This is a genomic window from Pseudoroseicyclus sp. H15, from assembly GCF_054353345.1.
Map to the genome: position 1 here is coordinate 173,023 of NZ_JBTHJE010000004.1, position 17,418 is coordinate 190,440.

At 66.2% G+C, this 17,418-nt stretch carries 15 protein-coding genes and 1 pseudogene; 3 read left to right on the plus strand and 13 right to left on the minus strand.

Annotated elements, in window-relative coordinates; translation table 11 throughout:
• Positions 1-125 precede the first annotated feature (125 nt).
• The 4 genes from ACXN5S_RS10205 to osmF form a co-directional block, all read right to left on the minus strand.
• The gene (locus tag ACXN5S_RS10205) at positions 126-860 is read right to left on the minus strand and encodes an ABC transporter permease (RefSeq protein WP_458605326.1); all 735 of its coding nucleotides are present in this window, start codon (positions 858-860) and stop codon (positions 126-128) included.
• Complete coding sequence (locus tag ACXN5S_RS10210; RefSeq protein ID WP_458605327.1) at positions 857-1,792, minus strand: ABC transporter ATP-binding protein; 936 nt, start codon at positions 1,790-1,792, stop codon at positions 857-859. Before ACXN5S_RS10210 ends, ACXN5S_RS10205 begins: the two co-directional genes overlap by 4 nt.
• Entirely contained in the window at positions 1,789-2,874 is a 1,086-nt protein-coding gene (locus ACXN5S_RS10215; protein WP_458605328.1) for an ABC transporter permease, read from the minus strand. The genes ACXN5S_RS10210 and ACXN5S_RS10215 overlap by 4 nt, the downstream gene beginning before the upstream one ends.
• Positions 2,875-2,972: 98 nt before the next feature.
• The gene (gene osmF / locus ACXN5S_RS10220; RefSeq protein WP_458605329.1) at positions 2,973-3,881 is read right to left on the minus strand and encodes a glycine betaine ABC transporter substrate-binding protein OsmF; all 909 of its coding nucleotides are present in this window, start codon (positions 3,879-3,881) and stop codon (positions 2,973-2,975) included.
• 435 nt (positions 3,882-4,316) lie between these two features.
• Here osmF and ACXN5S_RS10225 point away from each other — a divergent pair.
• A pseudogene (locus tag ACXN5S_RS10225) lies at positions 4,317-4,832 on the plus strand (integrase core domain-containing protein); the annotation flags it as partial.
• Here ACXN5S_RS10225 and ACXN5S_RS10230 read toward each other — a convergent pair.
• The 5 genes from ACXN5S_RS10230 to ACXN5S_RS10250 all read right to left on the minus strand — a co-directional run bounded on the left by ACXN5S_RS10230 (position 4,822) and on the right by ACXN5S_RS10250 (position 9,940).
• Positions 4,822-5,019 carry a hypothetical protein gene (locus tag ACXN5S_RS10230; protein WP_458605330.1) on the minus strand — a complete coding sequence of 66 codons (198 nt, stop codon included), beginning with the start codon at positions 5,017-5,019 and terminating at the stop codon, positions 4,822-4,824. The pseudogene ACXN5S_RS10225 and the gene ACXN5S_RS10230 sit on opposite strands and share 11 nt — an antisense overlap.
• A gap of 289 nt (positions 5,020-5,308) precedes the next feature.
• A complete protein-coding gene (locus ACXN5S_RS10235; protein ID WP_458605331.1) occupies positions 5,309-6,865 on the minus strand; it encodes an ABC transporter substrate-binding protein in 1,557 nt (518 codons plus the stop codon).
• A 110-nt stretch (positions 6,866-6,975) separates the two neighbouring features.
• The gene (locus ACXN5S_RS10240; protein WP_458605332.1) at positions 6,976-7,662 is read right to left on the minus strand and encodes a GntR family transcriptional regulator; all 687 of its coding nucleotides are present in this window, start codon (positions 7,660-7,662) and stop codon (positions 6,976-6,978) included.
• 230 nt (positions 7,663-7,892) lie between these two features.
• The gene (locus ACXN5S_RS10245; RefSeq protein ID WP_458605333.1) at positions 7,893-8,897 is read right to left on the minus strand and encodes an ABC transporter ATP-binding protein; all 1,005 of its coding nucleotides are present in this window, start codon (positions 8,895-8,897) and stop codon (positions 7,893-7,895) included.
• A complete protein-coding gene (locus ACXN5S_RS10250) occupies positions 8,894-9,940 on the minus strand; it encodes an ABC transporter ATP-binding protein (RefSeq protein ID WP_458605402.1) in 1,047 nt (348 codons plus the stop codon). The genes ACXN5S_RS10245 and ACXN5S_RS10250 overlap by 4 nt, the downstream gene beginning before the upstream one ends.
• Positions 9,941-10,193: 253 nt before the next feature.
• Here ACXN5S_RS10250 and ACXN5S_RS10255 point away from each other — a divergent pair, with 253 nt between their 5' ends.
• Positions 10,194-11,168 (plus strand): ABC transporter permease, encoded by a 975-nt coding sequence (locus tag ACXN5S_RS10255; protein WP_458605334.1) that lies wholly within the window; start codon positions 10,194-10,196, stop codon positions 11,166-11,168.
• A 17-nt stretch (positions 11,169-11,185) separates the two neighbouring features.
• On the plus strand, positions 11,186-12,118 hold the full coding sequence (locus ACXN5S_RS10260; protein ID WP_458605335.1) for an ABC transporter permease: 933 nt from the start codon (positions 11,186-11,188) through the stop codon (positions 12,116-12,118).
• 83 nt (positions 12,119-12,201) lie between these two features.
• On the opposite strand, the gene ACXN5S_RS10265 is transcribed toward ACXN5S_RS10260, so the two are convergent.
• Genes ACXN5S_RS10265 through ACXN5S_RS10280 form a run of 4 tightly spaced genes read right to left on the minus strand, consistent with a single transcriptional unit; the run spans position 12,202 to position 17,403 of the window.
• Positions 12,202-13,575, minus strand: coding sequence for a dihydroorotase (locus ACXN5S_RS10265; RefSeq protein WP_458605336.1), 1,374 nt, complete (start codon positions 13,573-13,575; stop codon positions 12,202-12,204).
• Complete coding sequence (locus ACXN5S_RS10270; protein ID WP_458605337.1) at positions 13,572-15,005, minus strand: hypothetical protein; 1,434 nt, start codon at positions 15,003-15,005, stop codon at positions 13,572-13,574. The genes ACXN5S_RS10265 and ACXN5S_RS10270 overlap by 4 nt, the downstream gene beginning before the upstream one ends.
• Positions 15,002-16,180: a pyridoxal phosphate-dependent aminotransferase gene (locus tag ACXN5S_RS10275; protein ID WP_458605338.1), complete on the minus strand. Its 1,179-nt coding sequence runs from the start codon at positions 16,178-16,180 to the stop codon at positions 15,002-15,004. Before ACXN5S_RS10275 ends, ACXN5S_RS10270 begins: the two co-directional genes overlap by 4 nt.
• On the minus strand, positions 16,180-17,403 hold the full coding sequence (locus ACXN5S_RS10280; RefSeq protein WP_458605339.1) for an amidohydrolase family protein: 1,224 nt from the start codon (positions 17,401-17,403) through the stop codon (positions 16,180-16,182). The genes ACXN5S_RS10275 and ACXN5S_RS10280 overlap by 1 nt, the downstream gene beginning before the upstream one ends.
• Positions 17,404-17,418 lie beyond the last annotated feature (15 nt).

A 17,418-nucleotide genomic window follows, 5' to 3' on the forward strand; every position in this document is an offset into this window, starting at 1 on the left:
ACAGCGGTCTTGGGACCGAAGGTCACGGGAAGCCGGCATCGCACGCACGCGGAGGCCAGAGCTGATGACAAGGCGATCTATGGTGTCGAGCCGCCTTGTCCCTCAAGCGTTGGCAATTGCCGTCATCACCCGCCGGTTCGCCGGGCGAGGAACGTCTCGAGTTGGACGAGGGCGTCGTAGATCAACACCGCGAACAGACCCACGATCAGGCCGCCCTGCAGCACGAAGGCGGTGTTGTTGGTCAGAAGCCCCGCGATGATCACCTCGCCCAGCGTGCGGGCGGCAACAGTGGAGCCGATGGTTGCGGTGCCGAGCGCGATGACGACCGACAGGCGGATGCCGGTAAGCATCACCGGCAGCGCCAGCGGAAGCTCCACCCGCCAGAGGCGCTGCCACCGGTTCAGCCCGATGCCTCGCGCCGCTTCCATCGTCGCAGGCGGCAGGGTCGTCAGCGCTGTGACGGTGTTCTCGAAGATCGGGAGCAATCCGTAGAGGAAGAGGGCGATGAGGGTGGGCCCCGCGCCGAAGCCGAGGACGGGAACGGCCAGCGCCAGCACGGCCACCGGAGGGAACGTCTGGCCCATGTTGGTGATCGTCCGCGACAGGGGGCGGAACGCCGCTCCCGCCGGTCGGGTCACGAAAATCGCCAGTGCCACCGCGATAAGCGTCGCCGCCGCCGTTGCCGCGGCGACGAGGCCGAGATGGCTGAGCGAGAGCGACAGGAGCGAGCTGCGCTCATAGATCACCGGAGCACCCGGCGGCGCCAGCGGCGCGAAGACGGGCGCAAACCAGCCGGGCCGCAGCACCAGCGCGAGCAGGAGGAGGACGAGCACAGGCCGGAGGATCGTCCCGACCTTCATGCGTGCAGTTCCGCCCGGGCGCGGATCGCGGCGAAGGTCACCCGCCCGATCGTGGCGCCGTCCTTCTCCACCGGCACGGCGCTGCGGCCGGTCCAGAGGCAGGCCGCGAGGGCGTCGCGAAGGCTGGCCCCCGCCGGCATCGCCGCGCCCTCGGCCTCGCCGTCCTCGACGAGGTCGGAGAGCGGGATCAGCGACAGAAGACGCAGGGGCCGCTCGACGTCGCCCACCATCTCGGCCACGAAGGGGGTGGCCGGTTGGGCGATGATCTCGGCCGGGGTGGCATACTGGACGAGCCGGCCGCCATCCATGACCGCCACCATGTCGCCGAGGCGGATCGCCTCCTCCATGTCATGCGTGACCAGCATGATCGTTGAGCCGAGCTGCCGCTGGATGCGGCGCAGATCGTCCTGCGCCCGCGCCCGGATGATGGGATCGAGCGCGCCGAAGGGCTCGTCCATCAGGAGCAGGTCCGGGCGCGAGGCCAGCGCCCGCGCGACGCCCACGCGCTGCTGCTGCCCACCGGAGAGCTCCGCCGGATAGCGGCTGCGGAAGGCCGCCGGGTCCATGGAGAAAAGACTGAGCAGCTCGTCCACCCGGGCGCGGATCTTGTCCTTCTCCCAGCCGAGGAGTTGCGGCACAGCGCCGATGTTTCGGGCGACGCTGTGATGCGGGAAAAGCCCGTGCCCCTGGATGGCGTAGCCGATCCGCCGCCGCAGCAGGTGCGGCTTGGTGGCGAGGGTCGAGTCTCCGTTGATGCGCACCTCGCCGGAGGTCGGCTCCTCCAGCCGGTTGATCATCCGCAGCAGCGTCGTCTTGCCCGAGCCGGAGGTGCCGACGATCACCGTGATCGTCCCCGTCTCCACCGTCATGGTGACATGGTCGACGGCGGTCGCCTCGCCGTAAGTCTTGGTCAGGTCGTCGATCTCGATCATGCGGTATCCTTCGGGATCGGACGTGAGAGCTCCACGAGGATGTCCATCACGATGGCGGAGACGAGGGCGAGCGCGACGGTCGGCAGCGCGCCCAGCAGGATGAGGTCCGTCGCCGTCTGGTTCAGGCCCTGGAAGACGAAGGTGCCGAAGCCGCCGCCGCCAATGAGGCCCGCGATCACCGCGAGGCCGATGTTCTGCACCAGCACGATGCGCAGGCCCGTCAGGATCACCGGCAGGCCGAGCGGAAGCTCGACGCGCCAGAGCCGCTGGCCCGGCGTCATGCCCATGCCGCGCGCCGCTTCCAGCGCGGCCGGCGGGGCCGAGGCGAGGCCGGCAACCGTGTTGGCGACGACGGGCAGCAGCGAATAGAGCACCAGCGCGAGGAAGGCGGGCGCGAAGCCGATGCCGGCGATGCCGAGCGCCCGGGCGCCGGGCACGCTGTCGCCCACCCAGCCGAGGATCGGGATCATCAGCCCGAACATGGCCAGCGACGGGATCGTCTGCAGCAGGCTGAGCGTCGGCAGCACGCTGCCCCGCAGCCCGGCCCGGCGGTGGCAGAGGATACCGAGGGGGAAGCCGATCCCCGCCGCCACGGCGAGCGAGCCGAAGGCCAGCGCCAGGTGGCGCAGCGCGGCATCGGCGAAACCGTCCCGGCGGCCGGCGTATTCCTGCATGATCGACAGCGGGCTGAGCGCGCCCGACCACAGGATCGTCGCCACCGCCGCCAGCACCGCCGCCAGCAGCCCCGCCCGCGCCAGGGGCCCGGGCGTCCGCTGCGCCAGCGCATCGGCGAGCAGCAGCATCAGGATCAGAAGGAGGCACCAGAACCCCAGCGCCGGCGAGACCCGCGCATACTCGCCCGCACCCTCGATGAGGGCCGGCGCGCCGCGCATCAGCAGCCAGAAGAGCCCGCCGAGACCAAGGATCGCGCCGCCGACCCGCAGCCATTGTCGACCCGCTTGCACGCCGAGCAGAAGTCCAGCCACGACGGCAGCGATACCGGGCACGGTCGCCGCAGGGGTCGCCAGCTGCCAGACCGGCACGCCTTCACCTGCGACGATGCGGTTGGCCGCGAGCGTCATGAAGGGGACGAGCAGCGCCGCGAGCCCCAAAACGGCAAAGAGAACGCCCGGCGGAGAGCCCCCCCGCCGGGCGAGCGGCACCGATCGGGTGCCGGACGTCAATCCAGCACGCCGGCTTGCGTCAGGTAGTCCCGCGCCACGGCCTCGGCCGGCTCGCCGCCGACCTGGATGCGCCCGTTCAGGCCCTGAAGGGTGACCATGTCGAGCTCGGCGAAGATCGGGTCGAGCACCTCGGGGATCGACGGATACTCCTCAAGCACCTCGGCCCGGACGATGGGCGTCGGCTCGTAGACGGGCTGCACGCCCTGGTCGTCTTCCATGACGACGAGGCCGGTGACACCGATGCCGCCATCGGTGCCGTAGACCATCGCCGCGTTCACGCCCGAGGTGCCCCGCGCGGCAGCCTGGATCGTCGCGGCCGTATCGCCGCCCGACAGGATCACCAGCTGATCCTCGCCCATCTCGAAGCCGTAGGTCTCCTGCATCGCGGGCAGGACGGCGGGGGAGGAGACGAACTCGGTCGAGGCCGCGAGCGTCACGTCGCCGCCGCCGGCGACCCATGCGCCGAAGTCGGACATGGTGGAGAGGCCATTCTCCTCCGCCACCGGGCCGGTGACGGCGATGGCCCAGGTGTTGTTGGCCGGCGCGCTCTGCAGCCAGGTGACGTCATTCGCCTCGGCGTCGAGCTCCGCGGCGCGGTCATGCGCCGCTTCGGCGTTCATCCAGACATCGCTGTCGGCCTCGTTGAAGAAGAAGGCGGCGTTGCCGGTATACTCGGGATAGATGTCGATCTGCCCCGCCAGCAGCGCCTCGCGGACGACCTGCGTGCCACCGAGCTGCAGGCGCCGCTCCACCGGCAGGCCGGCATCTTCGAGAGCGAGGGCGATGATGTTCCCCAGGAGGCCGCCCTCCGTGTCGATCTTCGACGAGACGGTGATCTCGCTGTCCTGGGCGGTGGCGGCAGAGGCTGCGAACAGCCCGGCGGCGACGATGAGAGGTGTCTTCACGGATGATCTCCTTCCGGGGACATACATTGCACGACGCCGTTCGGCGTCAGCTCGTAAATGTAGGTAGGTGGAGTCGGCTGGCTGCCAAGCCGGCAGGGGGCCTATCGGGTTCGAACTGCTCCTCAGGGTTTCATGGCAGGGAGACGGCGCCAAGAGCTGAAGGCCAAAGGGTGCGGCACGCGAAGCGAAAGGTAACGACTGGAAGGGGTGTTCGCGACCCCGGCTACGATCCTCTTGCACATTTAGCGAAGGTCCGCTTTTCGCACGAAAGTGCCGGCCGCTGTTGCCTACCAGGTTCTCGATCTGCTGCATCGCCGCATGACCGCGTCGAGCCCAGATTGACCGCGTTGGCCGCAGAATGCTTCGCAGTTGCAGCTTGAGCGCGCTTGTCGCGAGCGGCCCGGAGCGGTCATTCCCCAGAGCACCCATGACGATCCCCAAGGCCCGAACCAGCGGTGGTCGCTCGACTTCGTGTCAGACGCGCTGCCGGACGGCTGCCGGTTCCGCATCCTCTGCGTGATCGACGACTTCAGCCGGGAATGCCTGGCGACGGTCGTGGATACGTCAATCTCCGGCATCCGGGTCGCCCGCGAACTTGACCGGATCGCCGAGATGCGCGGCTTGCCCTGCATGGTGGTCGACGACAACGGCACGGAGCTGACATCGAACGACTTGCTGAAGTGGCAGGAGGCTCGCCAGGTCGAATGGCATTACATCGCTCCCGGCAAACCGATGCAGAACGGCTTCGCGGAGAGCTTCAACGGCCGCCTGCGGGTCGAATGCCTCAACGAACACCTGTTCCCGACCCTGCGCCATGCTCGCCATCTGGTTGCTGCATGGCGCGACGACTACAATTGTCACCGCCCGCACACGAGCTTCAACGGGCTCCGCCTTCGGGAGTATCACCAACGGTCAGAAGAGGGCCAAATCCTGAAAAGAGCTAACCTATAAACGCGGACTCCAAGGGGAGCAGGTCAAAGAGCTGCTCCATGCCGTGCGTTACGACGTTCCGGTCAAAGAAGTCGCGCCCGTCACCATTATCAGCGATCAAGTCAGCGAGGTTTTCGATTCCCTCGGCCATCCGATAATCCTTGATCACCGGGTTGAACGTGCAAGCTTGCCTGACTGTCTTGATCACTTGGGCTGCTCCCCACCCTTCGTTTCTTCCGGAGCGTTTGGGACCGCTTGTCCATGACGATCGCAATAGTCCAAGATCATGACTTCGACCATGTTGGCCCGCGACCGATGCTCTTGTTCGGCCGCATTTCGCAGGGCGTAGCGCTTCACGGGAAAGCCCCGAAATCAGTATGGATTGATGGCTTCAGCCGTGAGCGCTTGGCGGCCGGGGGCAGGCCAGCGCTGACCTTCTGCGGAACGCAAGCCGGGGGCCGGATCACCGGCCCCCGCAGAATTTCGTCAACTTAGGATCACTCGGCGGCGAGCGTCGCGTTCCACAGATAGACCTTCTCGTCGGCGCGCGGCGACCAGTCGACGCGGTTCGACACACCGTAGAAGTCGGGCTGGAAGTAGAGGTGCAGCCAGGGGCCGTCGTCGTAGAAGACCTGCAGCATTTCATCGATGATCACCCGACGCTCTTCGTCGGTCTCGGCCGCGTTGATGTCGTCCCAGCGGTCGAACCAGCGCGGGTCGTCCCAATGGGTGTAGTTCGTGCCCGCATCCACGGCGGAGAGGTCGGCCATGTCGTAGAGCGGCGACCAGAGCGCACCACCGGAGCCGATGAAGTAGAGCGGGCCGGCATTCCGCTCGCGGATGAGCGGGATGTAGACGCTGGACCATTCCATCGTGTCGAGTTCGACATCGAGGCCGACGTCACCGAGGTACTGGGCGATGGCCTGCACGACCGAGGCGTCGTTCAGGTAGCGGCCCGGGCCGGCCTGAAAGCGGATCGGGAAGCGCGTGCCGTCTTCGCCGCGAGGCCAGCCGGCCTCGTCGAGCATCTGTTCGGCCATCTCGGGGTCGAACGGGTAGGGCTCGAGGCTCTGGTTGGCGTTGGGCGGGTTGACGATGCCCGTCATGCGCTCGCATTCGAACTGCAGCAGCTGGGCGCAGATCGTCGGCACGTCGACCGCATATTGCAGCGCGCGGCGCACCATCGGATCCTGGATCGCGTCGCCGCCGGGCTCTTGAGCCATCTCGTCCGACAGGTTGAAGCCCACATACATCCGGCGCGTGCCCTGGATCGGCTCAACCACGGCGTTGCCGCGCGAGTTGATCGCTTCCATCTGGTCGGGGGCGACGTTGGTGATGATGTCGACATTGCCGGCGATCAGCTCGGCAGAGCGGGTCGAGGCCTCGGGGATGATGCGCCAGATGATGTGCTCGAAGCCGGCCTCGGGATCGACACGGTCCATCACGATTTCAGAGCCGCGCGTCCACTCGGCCATCTCGTAGGGGCCGGAGCCGATCGGGTTGGCGCTGGCTTCATCCAGGCTCATCGCCTCGTAGCTGTCTTTGCAGTGGATGAAGACTTCGTCGATCAGGCCGAAGGCGATGGGGTTCTCGGCGCCGAGATTGATGTCGACGGTCAGATCATCGACGACTTCGGCATTCTCGAAGGCGATCGACGAGAAGACGAAGCCCGGCGTGTTGCCGGTGAAGCCGTTGGCCGGGTCCTTCGCACGGTTGAAGGAATAGGCGACGTCCTCGGCCGTCAGCGGCTCGCCGTCGTGGCAGGTCAGACCTTCCTGCAGCGTGTAGGTGTAGGTCTTGCCGTCTTCGGAGACCTCGTAATCGGTCGCGAGGCCGGGCTGCTCGACACCGTCACCGTCGATGCTGAAGAGCGTGCCGAAGATGTGGCGCGCGACGTTGGAATTGTCGCGCGACGAGATAGCGGCCGGGTCCATCGTGGTGATGTCAGCAGAGAGACCGACGACGATGGCGTCGTCAGCCGGCTGAGCCAGAGCTGTCGTGCCAAGAAGCGCGGCGGCAGCGCTGATCCCTATGAGGCGTTTTGTGGCAGGCATGTTCGTTCCCTTGTCCTATTGGGTTGGGTGAGCCGCCCTGTTCTTGCTTTTATAGGGGGCGGCGGTACGAGCCGGACCTGTCACGAAAGTGGGCGCGACCGGTGCGGGCGTCAGGTCTCCGCGATCGTCTGCGGATCGATCTCGTTGAGGTTTCGGGTGTGGTCCGCGATCAGCTTCATCGCCAGCTCCTTGTCTTGCGCTTCAAGCGCGTCGACGATGGGAGAGTGGTTGGCGGCGATCTCGGCAAGGGTGGGGCGGTGGCGCATCCGTAGAGCCATGATCTGGTGGATGCGCAGGTAAAGGTTGCGCCACGAGGCGAGGAGCAGGTCGTGATCGGCGATCTGGATCAGCGTCCGGTGGAAGGCCTCGTCTGCGGCGGTGAGCGCTTCAAGATCATCCGCCTCGGCGGCGCGCTGCATCTCATCGCAGAGGGGGCGCAGGGCGCTGGCATCGGCGCCGCGCTCGATGATGCGGCGCACGGCCATCACCTCGTAGGCGGAGCGCAGCGAGTAGATCTCTTCGACTTCGCGGGCGGTCAGCGGCTTCACCCGCTTACCCTTGTAGGCGATCGTTTCGACAAGCCCGTCATTCTCGAGGATCTGGATGGCCTCGCGAATCGGCGCGCGACTGACGGTCATCTGTTCGGCCAGCGCGGTCTCGACCAGGGGCTCGCCAGGCTTCAGCCGGCCCGACAGGATCGCCGCGCGAATGCGGTCTGCCACCTGAACGCGCAGGGGCACATGCTCGATCGGTCCCATTCCGTCGGCGTTCAGGGCTGTCAATGTAGAAGCGGTCATACTCGGGTTCCTCACCAATTCACGTTGCCGCTGCGTCAGCGGCTGCGGTTGGCTCGACTTACACCGGCGTATGGAGCGACGGGCAAGAACATTCGACTGTCGGATTGGCGATTGCAGACAATCTTCCGGAGCTCTCCGGTGTAGTCGGCTGTAATCTGCATGTTGTCGACAATCCATAGGGCGACAATGGGCGGCATGGCGGCGAGCTGTCAAGTCGAACGTGATCTTGGTCAGGTCGTCTTGATGCAGGCGCTGAAATGTCCGGCACTTATCTCGGTCAGGGGCGGCACAACCTTGGCGCATTCCTCGCTCGCCAGCGGGCACCGGCTTCGAAACACACAACCCGAGGGCGGATCGATGGGCGAGGGGATGTCGCCCTTCAGCAGGATTCGGTCGCGCCGGCGACCGGGCTTCGGCTTTGGCACAGCCGACAGCAGCGCCTGCGTATAGGGGTGGTTCGGCCGGCTATAAAGATCCTCCGACCGCGCCACCTCGACGATGCGACCCAGATACATAACGATCACCCGGTCGCAGAAATGCTCCACCACGCCCAGATCGTGCGCGATGAACAGCATGGTCAGACCGAGCTCGTCGCATAGATCGTCAAGCAGATTGATCACCTGCGCCTGAATCGAGACGTCGAGCGCACTGACCGGCTCGTCGGCGACGATGAATTCCGGCTCGACCGCGAGCGCCCGGGCGATGCCGATGCGCTGCCGCTGGCCACCGGAAAACTCGTGCGGAAATCTGTCGAGGCTGTCAGGCCCGAGGCCGACCTTTTCCAGCAGCGCGATGGCGCGGTCGGGGCGGTCGCTCGGTGTGCCGATCCCATGAAGGCGCAGGGGATGGGTCAGTATATCGCGGACCTTTTCGCGCGGGTTGAGACTGGCGAAGGGGTCCTGGAAGATGATCTGCATGCGGCGTCGCATCTTCCGCATTTCGTCTGTCGATAGGGTCGTCAGATCGGTGCCAGCGAACCGGATCTGCCCGCCTGTCGGCTCTTCCAGCCGCAAGAGGGTGCGGCCCGCCGTAGTCTTGCCGGAGCCCGATTCGCCGACAAGGCCGACGACTTCGCCGCGGCCGATATCGAAGGTGATATCGTTGACGGCCTTCACCTCGGCCACCACCCGGTTAAGTAGGCCGCCGCGAATGCCGAAGGTCTTTCGCAGGTTGCGAACCTCCAGCAGCGGCTCTTGGATAGTACGGTCGCGCAGGGGCGTGTCGTGTGCGGTCATTCTGTCCCCATCAGGTCGAGCGTGATGTCTTGCCAGCGCGCGCAGCGCACGAGGTGGCCGGGGCCAGCTTCGTCGAGCTCTGGCTCCCTGGCGCGGCAAATATCGGTGGCGTGGTCGCAGCGGGGGTTGAAGCGGCAGCCGGGTGGCAGCTCGGTCAGCGGCGGCACGGCACCGCGGATCGCCTTGAGCCGCTGGCCGCGATGCGCGCCATCGAGCCGCGGGATCGAGTTCATCAGCCCGCCGGTATAAGGCATCCGCGGCGCCTCGAAGATCTGGTGCACATCGCCGCTCTCGACGACCTGGCCGGCATACATCACGACCACGCGGTCAGCGACTTCGGCCACGACGCCAAGATCGTGCGTGATGAAGATGATCGCCATCCCCATCCGGTCCTGCAGATCCTGCATAAGCTCCAGCATCTGGGCCTGAATGGTCACGTCGAGCGCCGTGGTCGGCTCGTCGGCGATCAGGATGCGCGGCTCGCACGACAGGGCCATGGCAATCATCGCGCGCTGGCGCATGCCGCCAGACATCTGGTGCGGATGGTTGCGGGCGCGGCGCTTGGGCTCGGGGATGCCGACAAGGTCGAGCATCTCCACGGCCCGGTCCATGGCGGCACGTTTGGACAGGCCGCGATGACGGATCACCATCTCGGAAATCTGCTGGCCGACCGTATGCACCGGGTTGAGAGAGGTCATCGGCTCCTGAAAGATCATGCCGATCTGCTGGCCGCGAATATCGCGCCACTCATGCTCGGGCAATTCGCGCAGCTCTCGTCCATCCAGCCGCATCGAACCGCCGGTGACGCTGCCCACCCCCTTCGGCAGCAAGCCCATCAGCGAAAGCGAGGTGACGGATTTGCCCGATCCGCTTTCGCCGACAATGGCGAGGGTCTCGCCGGGGCTCAGGTCGAAACTCACGCCGTCGACGGCTTTGAGCGATCCGCCGTCGCCCATGCGGAAGGAGGTTTGCAGATCACGCACCCGCAACAGCGGATGGGTTGTCGGTGGCGTGCCCTCGTCCTGCGGCAGCTCTTGCATCATCGTCACGGGCGCCCCTCGTGGTGGTTGCTGGGCGAGGTGGCCGCGGCCCCCTCATCGGCTCTTGACGGCCAACCGACCGAGATGGTCTATTGTCGACAGTATGCGACTGACCCTCCCGATCATCGGCGTCATTGTCAAGCGTCGGGACGAGGAGGGGAAGCGAACGGCTCCGCAGACGAAGGGAACATCGCCCGTGACCGACCGCCCCGCCCATCTATGCGTTGCCGGCGCCCGAAAATCGGGCTGACGCAACATGTGGAATTTCCTGATCCGCCGCCTCTGGCAAAGTCTCATCGTCATCATCGGGGTGACGCTGATCAGTTTCATCTCGCTGCAGATGGGGGGCGACCCGACCTATCTGTTCGTCTCCGAGAACGCGAGCGCTGAAGAGATCCAGCGCGCCCGAGAGGCGCTGGGCTTCGATGCGCCGCTTTATATGCAGTATCTCAATTACATATGGGACGCTGCTCATCTCGATTTCGGCAATTCGCTCAGCTACCGCCAGCCCGCGATGGGCGTGGTGCTGGAGGCGATGCCGGCCACGATCGAGCTGACCTTCTTCTCGCTGCTCGTTGCCATCGCGCTGTCCATCCCGCTCGGCATCTATTCGGCCCTGAAGCGCGGCACCCCGGCTGACGGTGCGATCATGACCTTCGCCATGCTCGGCCAATCCATCCCGAATTTCTGGATGGGCATCATGATGATCATGTTCTTCGGCCTGTACTTGGGCTGGCTGCCGATCTCGGGGCATGTGCCCTTCCTCGTGCCGCTGTTCCAAGGCGATCTGCGTGAGGCCTTTGGCAACCTGCCGGGCAGTCTTTACCACATGATCATGCCCGCCATCGCGGTTGGCTCTTACACCCTGGCCCGTAATGCCCGGCTGATTCGCTCCTCCATGCTGGAAGTTCTCAGCCAGGATTTTGTGCGAACTGCTCGATCCAAAGGCATTATGGAGCGGCAGGTCATTATTCATCATGCCCTGCGCAACGCCTGGCTGCCGGTGGTGACGATGATCGGGCTGGAGTTTGGCTTCCTTCTCGGCGGCGTCGTCGTGGTGGAGACGGTGTTCTCCTATCCCGGCATTGGGCGGCTGGTGTTCAACGCGATCAACCAGCGCGACATCCCGGTGGTACAGGCCTCTGTGATCCTGCTGGCGCTGGTTTTCATCGCGCTGAACCTGATCGTTGACCTGATCTACTCGCGGCTCGACCCGCGTGTGAAACTCTAAAGAAAGGGGCGCCGCACATGGCGAATATCGACAGCGAGGCGCGGCTCGATCTGCAAGCGCCCGCTCCGGCGCGAAGCTACCGGCGCCGCGAGATGGCGCGCGCGATGCGCAGTCTCGTGGCCAGCCGCTGGGCGCTGGTGGGACTGATCGTGCTGGTGATCGCGGTCTTCGTCGCGATCTTCGGCCCCTGGCTGGCGCCGTTCGACCCCAATCGCCAGAACATCATGGCCCGCCTGCTCGAGCCGGGCGCAGAAGGCGCGAACGGGGCCGTCTACTGGCTGGGCTCCGACCAGCTGGGCCGCGATGTGCTGAGCCGGCTGCTCTACGGGGCGCGGGTGTCGCTGACGGTGGGCATTGCCTCGATCCTCGTCGGCGGCACGCTGGGCACCTTCCTCGGGCTCGTCTCGGGCTATTTCCGCGGCTGGGTCGACGATGTGATCATGCGGCTGGGCGATATCCAGCTCGCCTTTCCGTTCATCCTGCTGGCGATCATGTTCCTCGTCGTTCTGGGGCCGGGGCTGATGAACATCATCCTGGTTCTCGGCATCGGGCAGTGGATCACCTATGCGCGCATCGTGCGGGCGCAGACGCTGTCGCTGCGCGAGAAGGAATATGTCGAGGCCGCGCGAGCGATGGGCGACGGCACGGCGTCGATCCTCTTCCGCACCATTCTGCCCAATATGGTGGCGCCGCTGACCGTGATCGCCTCGTTCAACGTGGCCAGCGTGATCCTGTCGGAGGCCGCGCTGTCGTTCCTCGGCCTCGGCGTGCCGCCGGATGTGCCGACCTGGGGCTCCATGCTGTCGGAGAGCCGCGACCACCTGCTCAGCAACAAATGGTGGATGGCGGTGTTCCCGGGGCTGGCGATCGTGTTCGTCGTGCTGGCCTTCAACATCATCGGCGACTGGCTGCGCGACTTCCTCGACCCCCGGCTCAAAGAGCGCGGCTGAGGCGCAGGTACGGCGAGAGTAGGCGACAACGAAGAACGGGGGCCGCTCTGGCCCCCGTTTTTTGTCTGGATCGAAAGCAGAGGCTAGGGGCGCACGAAGCGGCCGCCGCCCTCGACGCCGGTGACATCCGTCCCGTTCCAGACCGTCTTGCCCGCCAGCAGGGTGCGCGCAACGCGGCCGCGAAAGCTGCGGCCATCCCACAGATGCGCCACATCGCGGGCATGGCTTACGAGGCCGCCGAGCCGCACATCGGTGGTGCCGGCCAGATCGACCAGTGCCATGTCGGCATCGGCGCCGGGAAGCAGGGTGCCCTTGCGCGGGGCCAGCCCGTAGAGCCGCGCGCCATTGGCGCAGCAGAGGTCATGCGCCTGCTTCAGCGACAGCCGCCCGGCACTGACCGCATCCAGCATGGCCGGCAGCATCGTCTCGATCCCCGGGCTGCCCGGCGGCGCGGCGAAGAAATCGCCCGCCGCCGCGTTTTTCTCGGCGAAGGAGAAGGGCGCGTGGTCGGTGGTGACATGGGTGATGATGCCGTCGGCGATCGCCTGCCACAGCGCGGCCTGATCGGCCTGAGAGCGGATCGGCGGGTTCACCTTGGCGAAGACGCCGGCGCGGTCGACGTCGTCTTCAGTGGCAAAGAGGTATTGCGGGCAGGTCTCGGCGGTGAAGTCCGACGTGCCGGCGAAGGCGCGCAGCACGGCCACCGTCTCGGCGCTGGTGACATGGGCGATATGGAGCTTCGCCCCGGCGCGGATGTTCATCGCCAGCAGCTTGGCGACCGCGACGCTTTCGCAAACCGACGGGCGCGCGGCGTTGTGGGTGTAGCCCGAGGTGGGGTCGAGCTCGGCCCGCGCCCGCGCCTCGAAATGATCGAGCAGCGAGGCGCTTTCGGCATGCACCACGACGGGCCGCCCGGTGCCGGCCAGAAGCTCCAGCGCCCGCAGCTGGTCGGCCTCGCCCGGGAAGGCGAGCCCGCCGAACTCGTCGGCCCGGCCCGGCGGGGCAGGGGTGGTGAAGATCTTGAAGGCGATGGCGCCCGCGTCGAGAAAGCGGTCGCGCGTCGCTTCCGTCAGGTCGCCCGGCGCGGCATAGAGGCCGAAATCGATGACGGCATGTTCGGCGAAATGGGCGCGGCGATCCTCGAAGATCTCGGGCGTGGCGCAGCAAGGCTTGCTGATCGGCATCTCGAACAGCGTCGTGACCCCGCCCGCCGCCGCCGCCCGTGTCTCGGACAGAACCGTGCCGCGCTCGGGGTAGGCCGGGGCGCGGACATGGAAGTGGATGTCGACGAGGCCGGGCAGAACGGTCAACCCGCTGGCATCCATCACCTCTGCCGCCTGCGGCGCTGTGCCGGGGGCGTGCAACCCCTGCACGCGCCCGCCCGCCACCGACACATCCACCCGCGACAGCCCGTCCGGCAGCAGCACATCGCCGCCCGCGATGACAAGATCGGTCATTTCAGGCCCAGCTCTTCCAGCGCCTTGGCGACGCCATCGAGGTTGGTCAGCTTCATCGAGGCATAATTCGGCGACAGCACCACGCCATGCCCGCCGGCGCGGTAGGTCGCCATGACCGAACGATAGGCGATGTCGGGCGTGCAGACCGCTTGGTCTTCGCGCACGCGCGGCGCGTCGATGCCGAGGCCCATGAACACCTTCGCCTTGCCGTGCACGCCGCGCAGCGCGTCGGCGCATTGCCCGCCGACATAGATGTCGGGGTCCATCCCCTCCTGCACGGCGCTCGCCAGCGGCGGCGCGCCGAGGCCCAGCATCTTCGACATCACCGCGGCGGCCTCGCCCGCGTCGAAGTCGCGCAGGATCGATTGGTGCAGGAAGCCGAATTCCTTGTGCCAGATCTCGCCCGACTGATGCTGATAGGTGATCGGCTTGACCCAGTCGGCATACATCGTCTGCTCGTCCCACGGCCATTGGGCGCGGCGGAAGATGTTGAAATGGTTGCGGTTCCAGACGTTGAGCCCGAAGGAGAGGCCCGGCTTGCACCATTTCACCAGCCCGAAGATCTCGCGGTCGAGATCCTTGTTGCGCTCCAGCCAGAAGCGCTCCCAGATCAATATTTCGGGGTGGCGCATCAAGGTGCGCAGGAACTCGATGAAGGCGCCATCGTCGAATGCCTCGCCGGAGCGGGCGGCTTGGCAATACTCGTAGAGCGCCATCATCCCCCGGCGGCAGCCTTCGGTATCGATGCCCCGGCGGCGCGCTTCATCCAGCGTCGCTTCCGAGAAGTCGCCGGGCGCCTGACCCTGGATGCACTGATCCAAGGGCGAGTTGCGCTCGTTGCACCACATCAGCCCGTCGATATCGTAGCGCCGTACCTGATCCTCGATCATCGAGAGCATCCAGGTGCGGTACTCGGGGTTGGAGGTCGAGGGCTCGTCCTTTATGCGGCCGAAGCAGTCGATCTCCATCACCTGCGGCAGGTTCGGCACTTCGATGGTGTTGGCGCTGCCGTGGCCGGCATATTTGAAGAAGGGCTCCATCAGCTCGGGGAAGACCTTCATGCCGCGCTTGTGCGCCTCGGGGATGACGAGGTCGAGGATATCGACGCCCTCCATCTCGGGGTCGGTGGCCCGGAAGTCCTTGATCATCGTGTTGGCGTAGAACTTCGGGTCGGGGTTGAAATAGGCGCCGCCCTTCATGGTGAAGGGCTCCGGCACGCCATGGTCGGGCCAGCCGTCGAGTTTGTGGCTGATCGACCGCCCGGTCTTCAGCCCCAGCCACGACACGGTGCCCAGCATCAGCACATTGACACCGACGCGCTCTTTCAGCGTGTCGAGCACGGTGTCGACGCCCTCGTCGATGAAGGAAATGGGCGAGACCTGGATGCCGACGAATTTCTCGGCGGGGTCGGGCTTGGCGAACTCCATCATGCCGCCTCCTTCGCCTTGGCGACGAAAGCCGAGATGCGCTCCATCGCCTCGCGGATCATCGGCAGCGGTTGCAGGTAAGAGATGCGGATGAAGTCGCTATCCTCCTCGCCGAACATGTCGCCGGGGAAGACCATGACGCCGGTCTCGCGCAGCAGCGCCTCGCAGAAGGGTTTGGCCTTCATGCCGGTGGAGGAGATGTCGGTATAGACGTAGAAGGCGCCGCCCGGCGCGCCGTAGCGCAGACCGGCAGCGTCGAGCGCGCCGGTCAGCCAGTCGCGCCGTTCGGCGTAATCGGCGAACATCTGGTCCATCGCGTCCTGCGGGCCGGTCAGCGCGGCGAGGGCGGCGTGCTGGCTGATGGTGCAGGTGTTGATCGACAGCGTGTGCCGCGGCTCTGTCACCTTCTCGACGAAGTCGAGCGGCGCAGCCATGTAGCCGACGCGCCAGCCGGTCATGGCGTAGGTCTTGGAAAACCCGTTGAGCGTGATTGTCCGCACCTTCATGCCCGGCAGGGTGGCGATGGAGAGGTGCTCATGGCCGTCGTAGATGAGCTTGGCATAGATCTCGTCGGCGACGATGAGGATGTCGTGCTTCACGGCCAAGTCCGCGATCTGGCGGATCACCTCGGGCGGTGTCACCGCGCCGGTGGGATTGTTCGGGCTGACGAGCACGAACATGCGGGTCTTGTCTGTGATGCGCGCCTCGATCTCGGCCGGATCGAGGGCGAAATCGTCCTTCAGATAGGTCGGCACCGGGATCGGCGTGCCGCCGCACAGATGCACGGCGGTGTCATAGGTGGTGAAGCGGGGCGAGGTGATCAGCACCTCGTCGCCCGGTGCGCAGAGGCCCAGCATCAGCAGCATGATGCTTTCCTGCACGCCCGCCGTCACCACGATCTCATCGGCGCTGTAGTCGAGCCCGTAGTCAGCGCGCAGGTTGCCCGCGATGGCCGCGCGCAACTGGGGCAGGCCGGTCGGGCCGGTGTAGTGGTGGGCATTGGCGTCGAGCGCGGCCTTGGCGGCGTCGACGATATGCTGCGGCGTGTGAAAATCGGGGTCGCCCCGGCCGAGCGCGATGACATCGTCCATCTCGGCGGCGATGCTCAGCATCTTGGTGCGGAAGGCGCCGTCTTCTTCGACGATGCGGGGGGCGAGGCGGTCATGAAGCAGGGACATCAGTGCATCCTCTTTCCGTCGATATAGGTCTGGCTGACGCGCTCCAGCGCGCCGAGGTCTTCGTCGGGCTTGCCATCGACGACGATGACATCGGCCAGCTTGCCGGCCTCCAGCGTGCCAAGCGTGTCGCCGAAGCCGTTGAGCACCGCCGCCCGCGCCGTGATGGCGCGCAGGGCGTCGAGGTTGTCGGGGCAGACGCCGACCTCGACCATGAAATTGAGCTCCGGCACGATGCGGTCATGCTCGACGGCGGGGCTGCCGGCATCGGTGCCGAAGACGATGGGCACGCCGGCCTTCGCCGCGCGCAGCAGCCCGTCGAAGCGGGATTTGTCGGCCACCGCCTTCTGCCGCTCTTCGATCTTCCATTCGGGGATGCCGAAGGCGCGGGCGATCTCGGGATCGGCCTGGATGACCAGCGCCGAGAAGGTGGTGACGATGGGCAGCTTCCTGTCGAGCAAAAGCCGAATCGTCTCGTCCGACATGGCGCCGCCGTGCTCGATGCAATCGACGCCGAACTCGGCCACGCGGGCGATGCAGGCATCGAAGGTGGCATGGGCGGTGATCGGCAGGCGGTTGCGATGCGCCTCGTCGATCACGGCGGCAAGCTCGTCATCGGTGAATTCGAGCGTGTCGTGGCAGGCCATGATCTTGATGAGGTCAGCCCCGCGCTTCACCTGCTCGCGGACGGCGCGGCGCATCTCGTCGGCACCGCTGGCCTCGCGGCAGACCCAGTAGGTATGGCCGCCGGTCTGGATGATGCTCTCGCCGGAGACGAGCAGCCGGGGGCCGGGGAAGATGCCCTGCGCCACGGCCTGCTTGGTGAAGAGGTTGGCGTCATGCACGCCCAGATCGCGCACCAGCGTGATGCCGGCCTGCAGGCTTTTCAGCATGTTGCCCGCCGCCTTGTAGGCGCGGATCTCGGGGGCATCGTACATCGACTGCTGGCTCAGCTCATGGATGCCGTCCCACGACAGATGCGCGTGCGAGTTCATCATGCCGGGCATGATCGTGCCGCCCGTCTCGACCGTATCAGCCACATCGGGGGCGTCTGCCCGGGCGCCGACCCAGGCGATCTTGCCGCCTTTGATATGAACAGCGCCATCTTCGATCACCTCGTCACCGACAGCGGTGATGACGCGGCCCATCAGCAGGCGGTCGACGGCGGGGGCGTCGAACATGCGCTTGGTGATCTTCTGGTAGTGCCAGGCGGCTGGTTCGGGCATGTCGTCTCTCCTCGG

Excerpts from the sequence above, each read along its gene's own strand:
- ACXN5S_RS10205 (WP_458605326.1), bottom strand. The coding sequence starts at position 860 with ATGAAGGTCGGGACGATCCTCCGGCCTGTGCTCGTCCTCCTCCTGCTC.
- ACXN5S_RS10210 (WP_458605327.1), bottom strand. The coding sequence starts at position 1,792 with ATGATCGAGATCGACGACCTGACCAAGACTTACGGCGAGGCGACCGCC.
- ACXN5S_RS10215 (WP_458605328.1), bottom strand. The coding sequence starts at position 2,874 with ATGACGCTCGCGGCCAACCGCATCGTCGCAGGTGAAGGCGTGCCGGTC.
- ACXN5S_RS10235 (WP_458605331.1), bottom strand. The coding sequence starts at position 6,865 with ATGCCTGCCACAAAACGCCTCATAGGGATCAGCGCTGCCGCCGCGCTT.
- ACXN5S_RS10240 (WP_458605332.1), bottom strand. The coding sequence starts at position 7,662 with ATGACCGCTTCTACATTGACAGCCCTGAACGCCGACGGAATGGGACCG.
- ACXN5S_RS10245 (WP_458605333.1), bottom strand. The coding sequence starts at position 8,897 with ATGACCGCACACGACACGCCCCTGCGCGACCGTACTATCCAAGAGCCG.
- ACXN5S_RS10250 (WP_458605402.1), bottom strand. The coding sequence starts at position 9,940 with ATGATGCAAGAGCTGCCGCAGGACGAGGGCACGCCACCGACAACCCAT.
- ACXN5S_RS10255 (WP_458605334.1), top strand. The coding sequence starts at position 10,194 with ATGTGGAATTTCCTGATCCGCCGCCTCTGGCAAAGTCTCATCGTCATC.
- ACXN5S_RS10260 (WP_458605335.1), top strand. The coding sequence starts at position 11,186 with ATGGCGAATATCGACAGCGAGGCGCGGCTCGATCTGCAAGCGCCCGCT.
- ACXN5S_RS10265 (WP_458605336.1), bottom strand. The coding sequence starts at position 13,575 with ATGACCGATCTTGTCATCGCGGGCGGCGATGTGCTGCTGCCGGACGGG.
- ACXN5S_RS10270 (WP_458605337.1), bottom strand. The coding sequence starts at position 15,005 with ATGATGGAGTTCGCCAAGCCCGACCCCGCCGAGAAATTCGTCGGCATC.
- ACXN5S_RS10275 (WP_458605338.1), bottom strand. The coding sequence starts at position 16,180 with ATGTCCCTGCTTCATGACCGCCTCGCCCCCCGCATCGTCGAAGAAGAC.
- ACXN5S_RS10280 (WP_458605339.1), bottom strand. The coding sequence starts at position 17,403 with ATGCCCGAACCAGCCGCCTGGCACTACCAGAAGATCACCAAGCGCATG.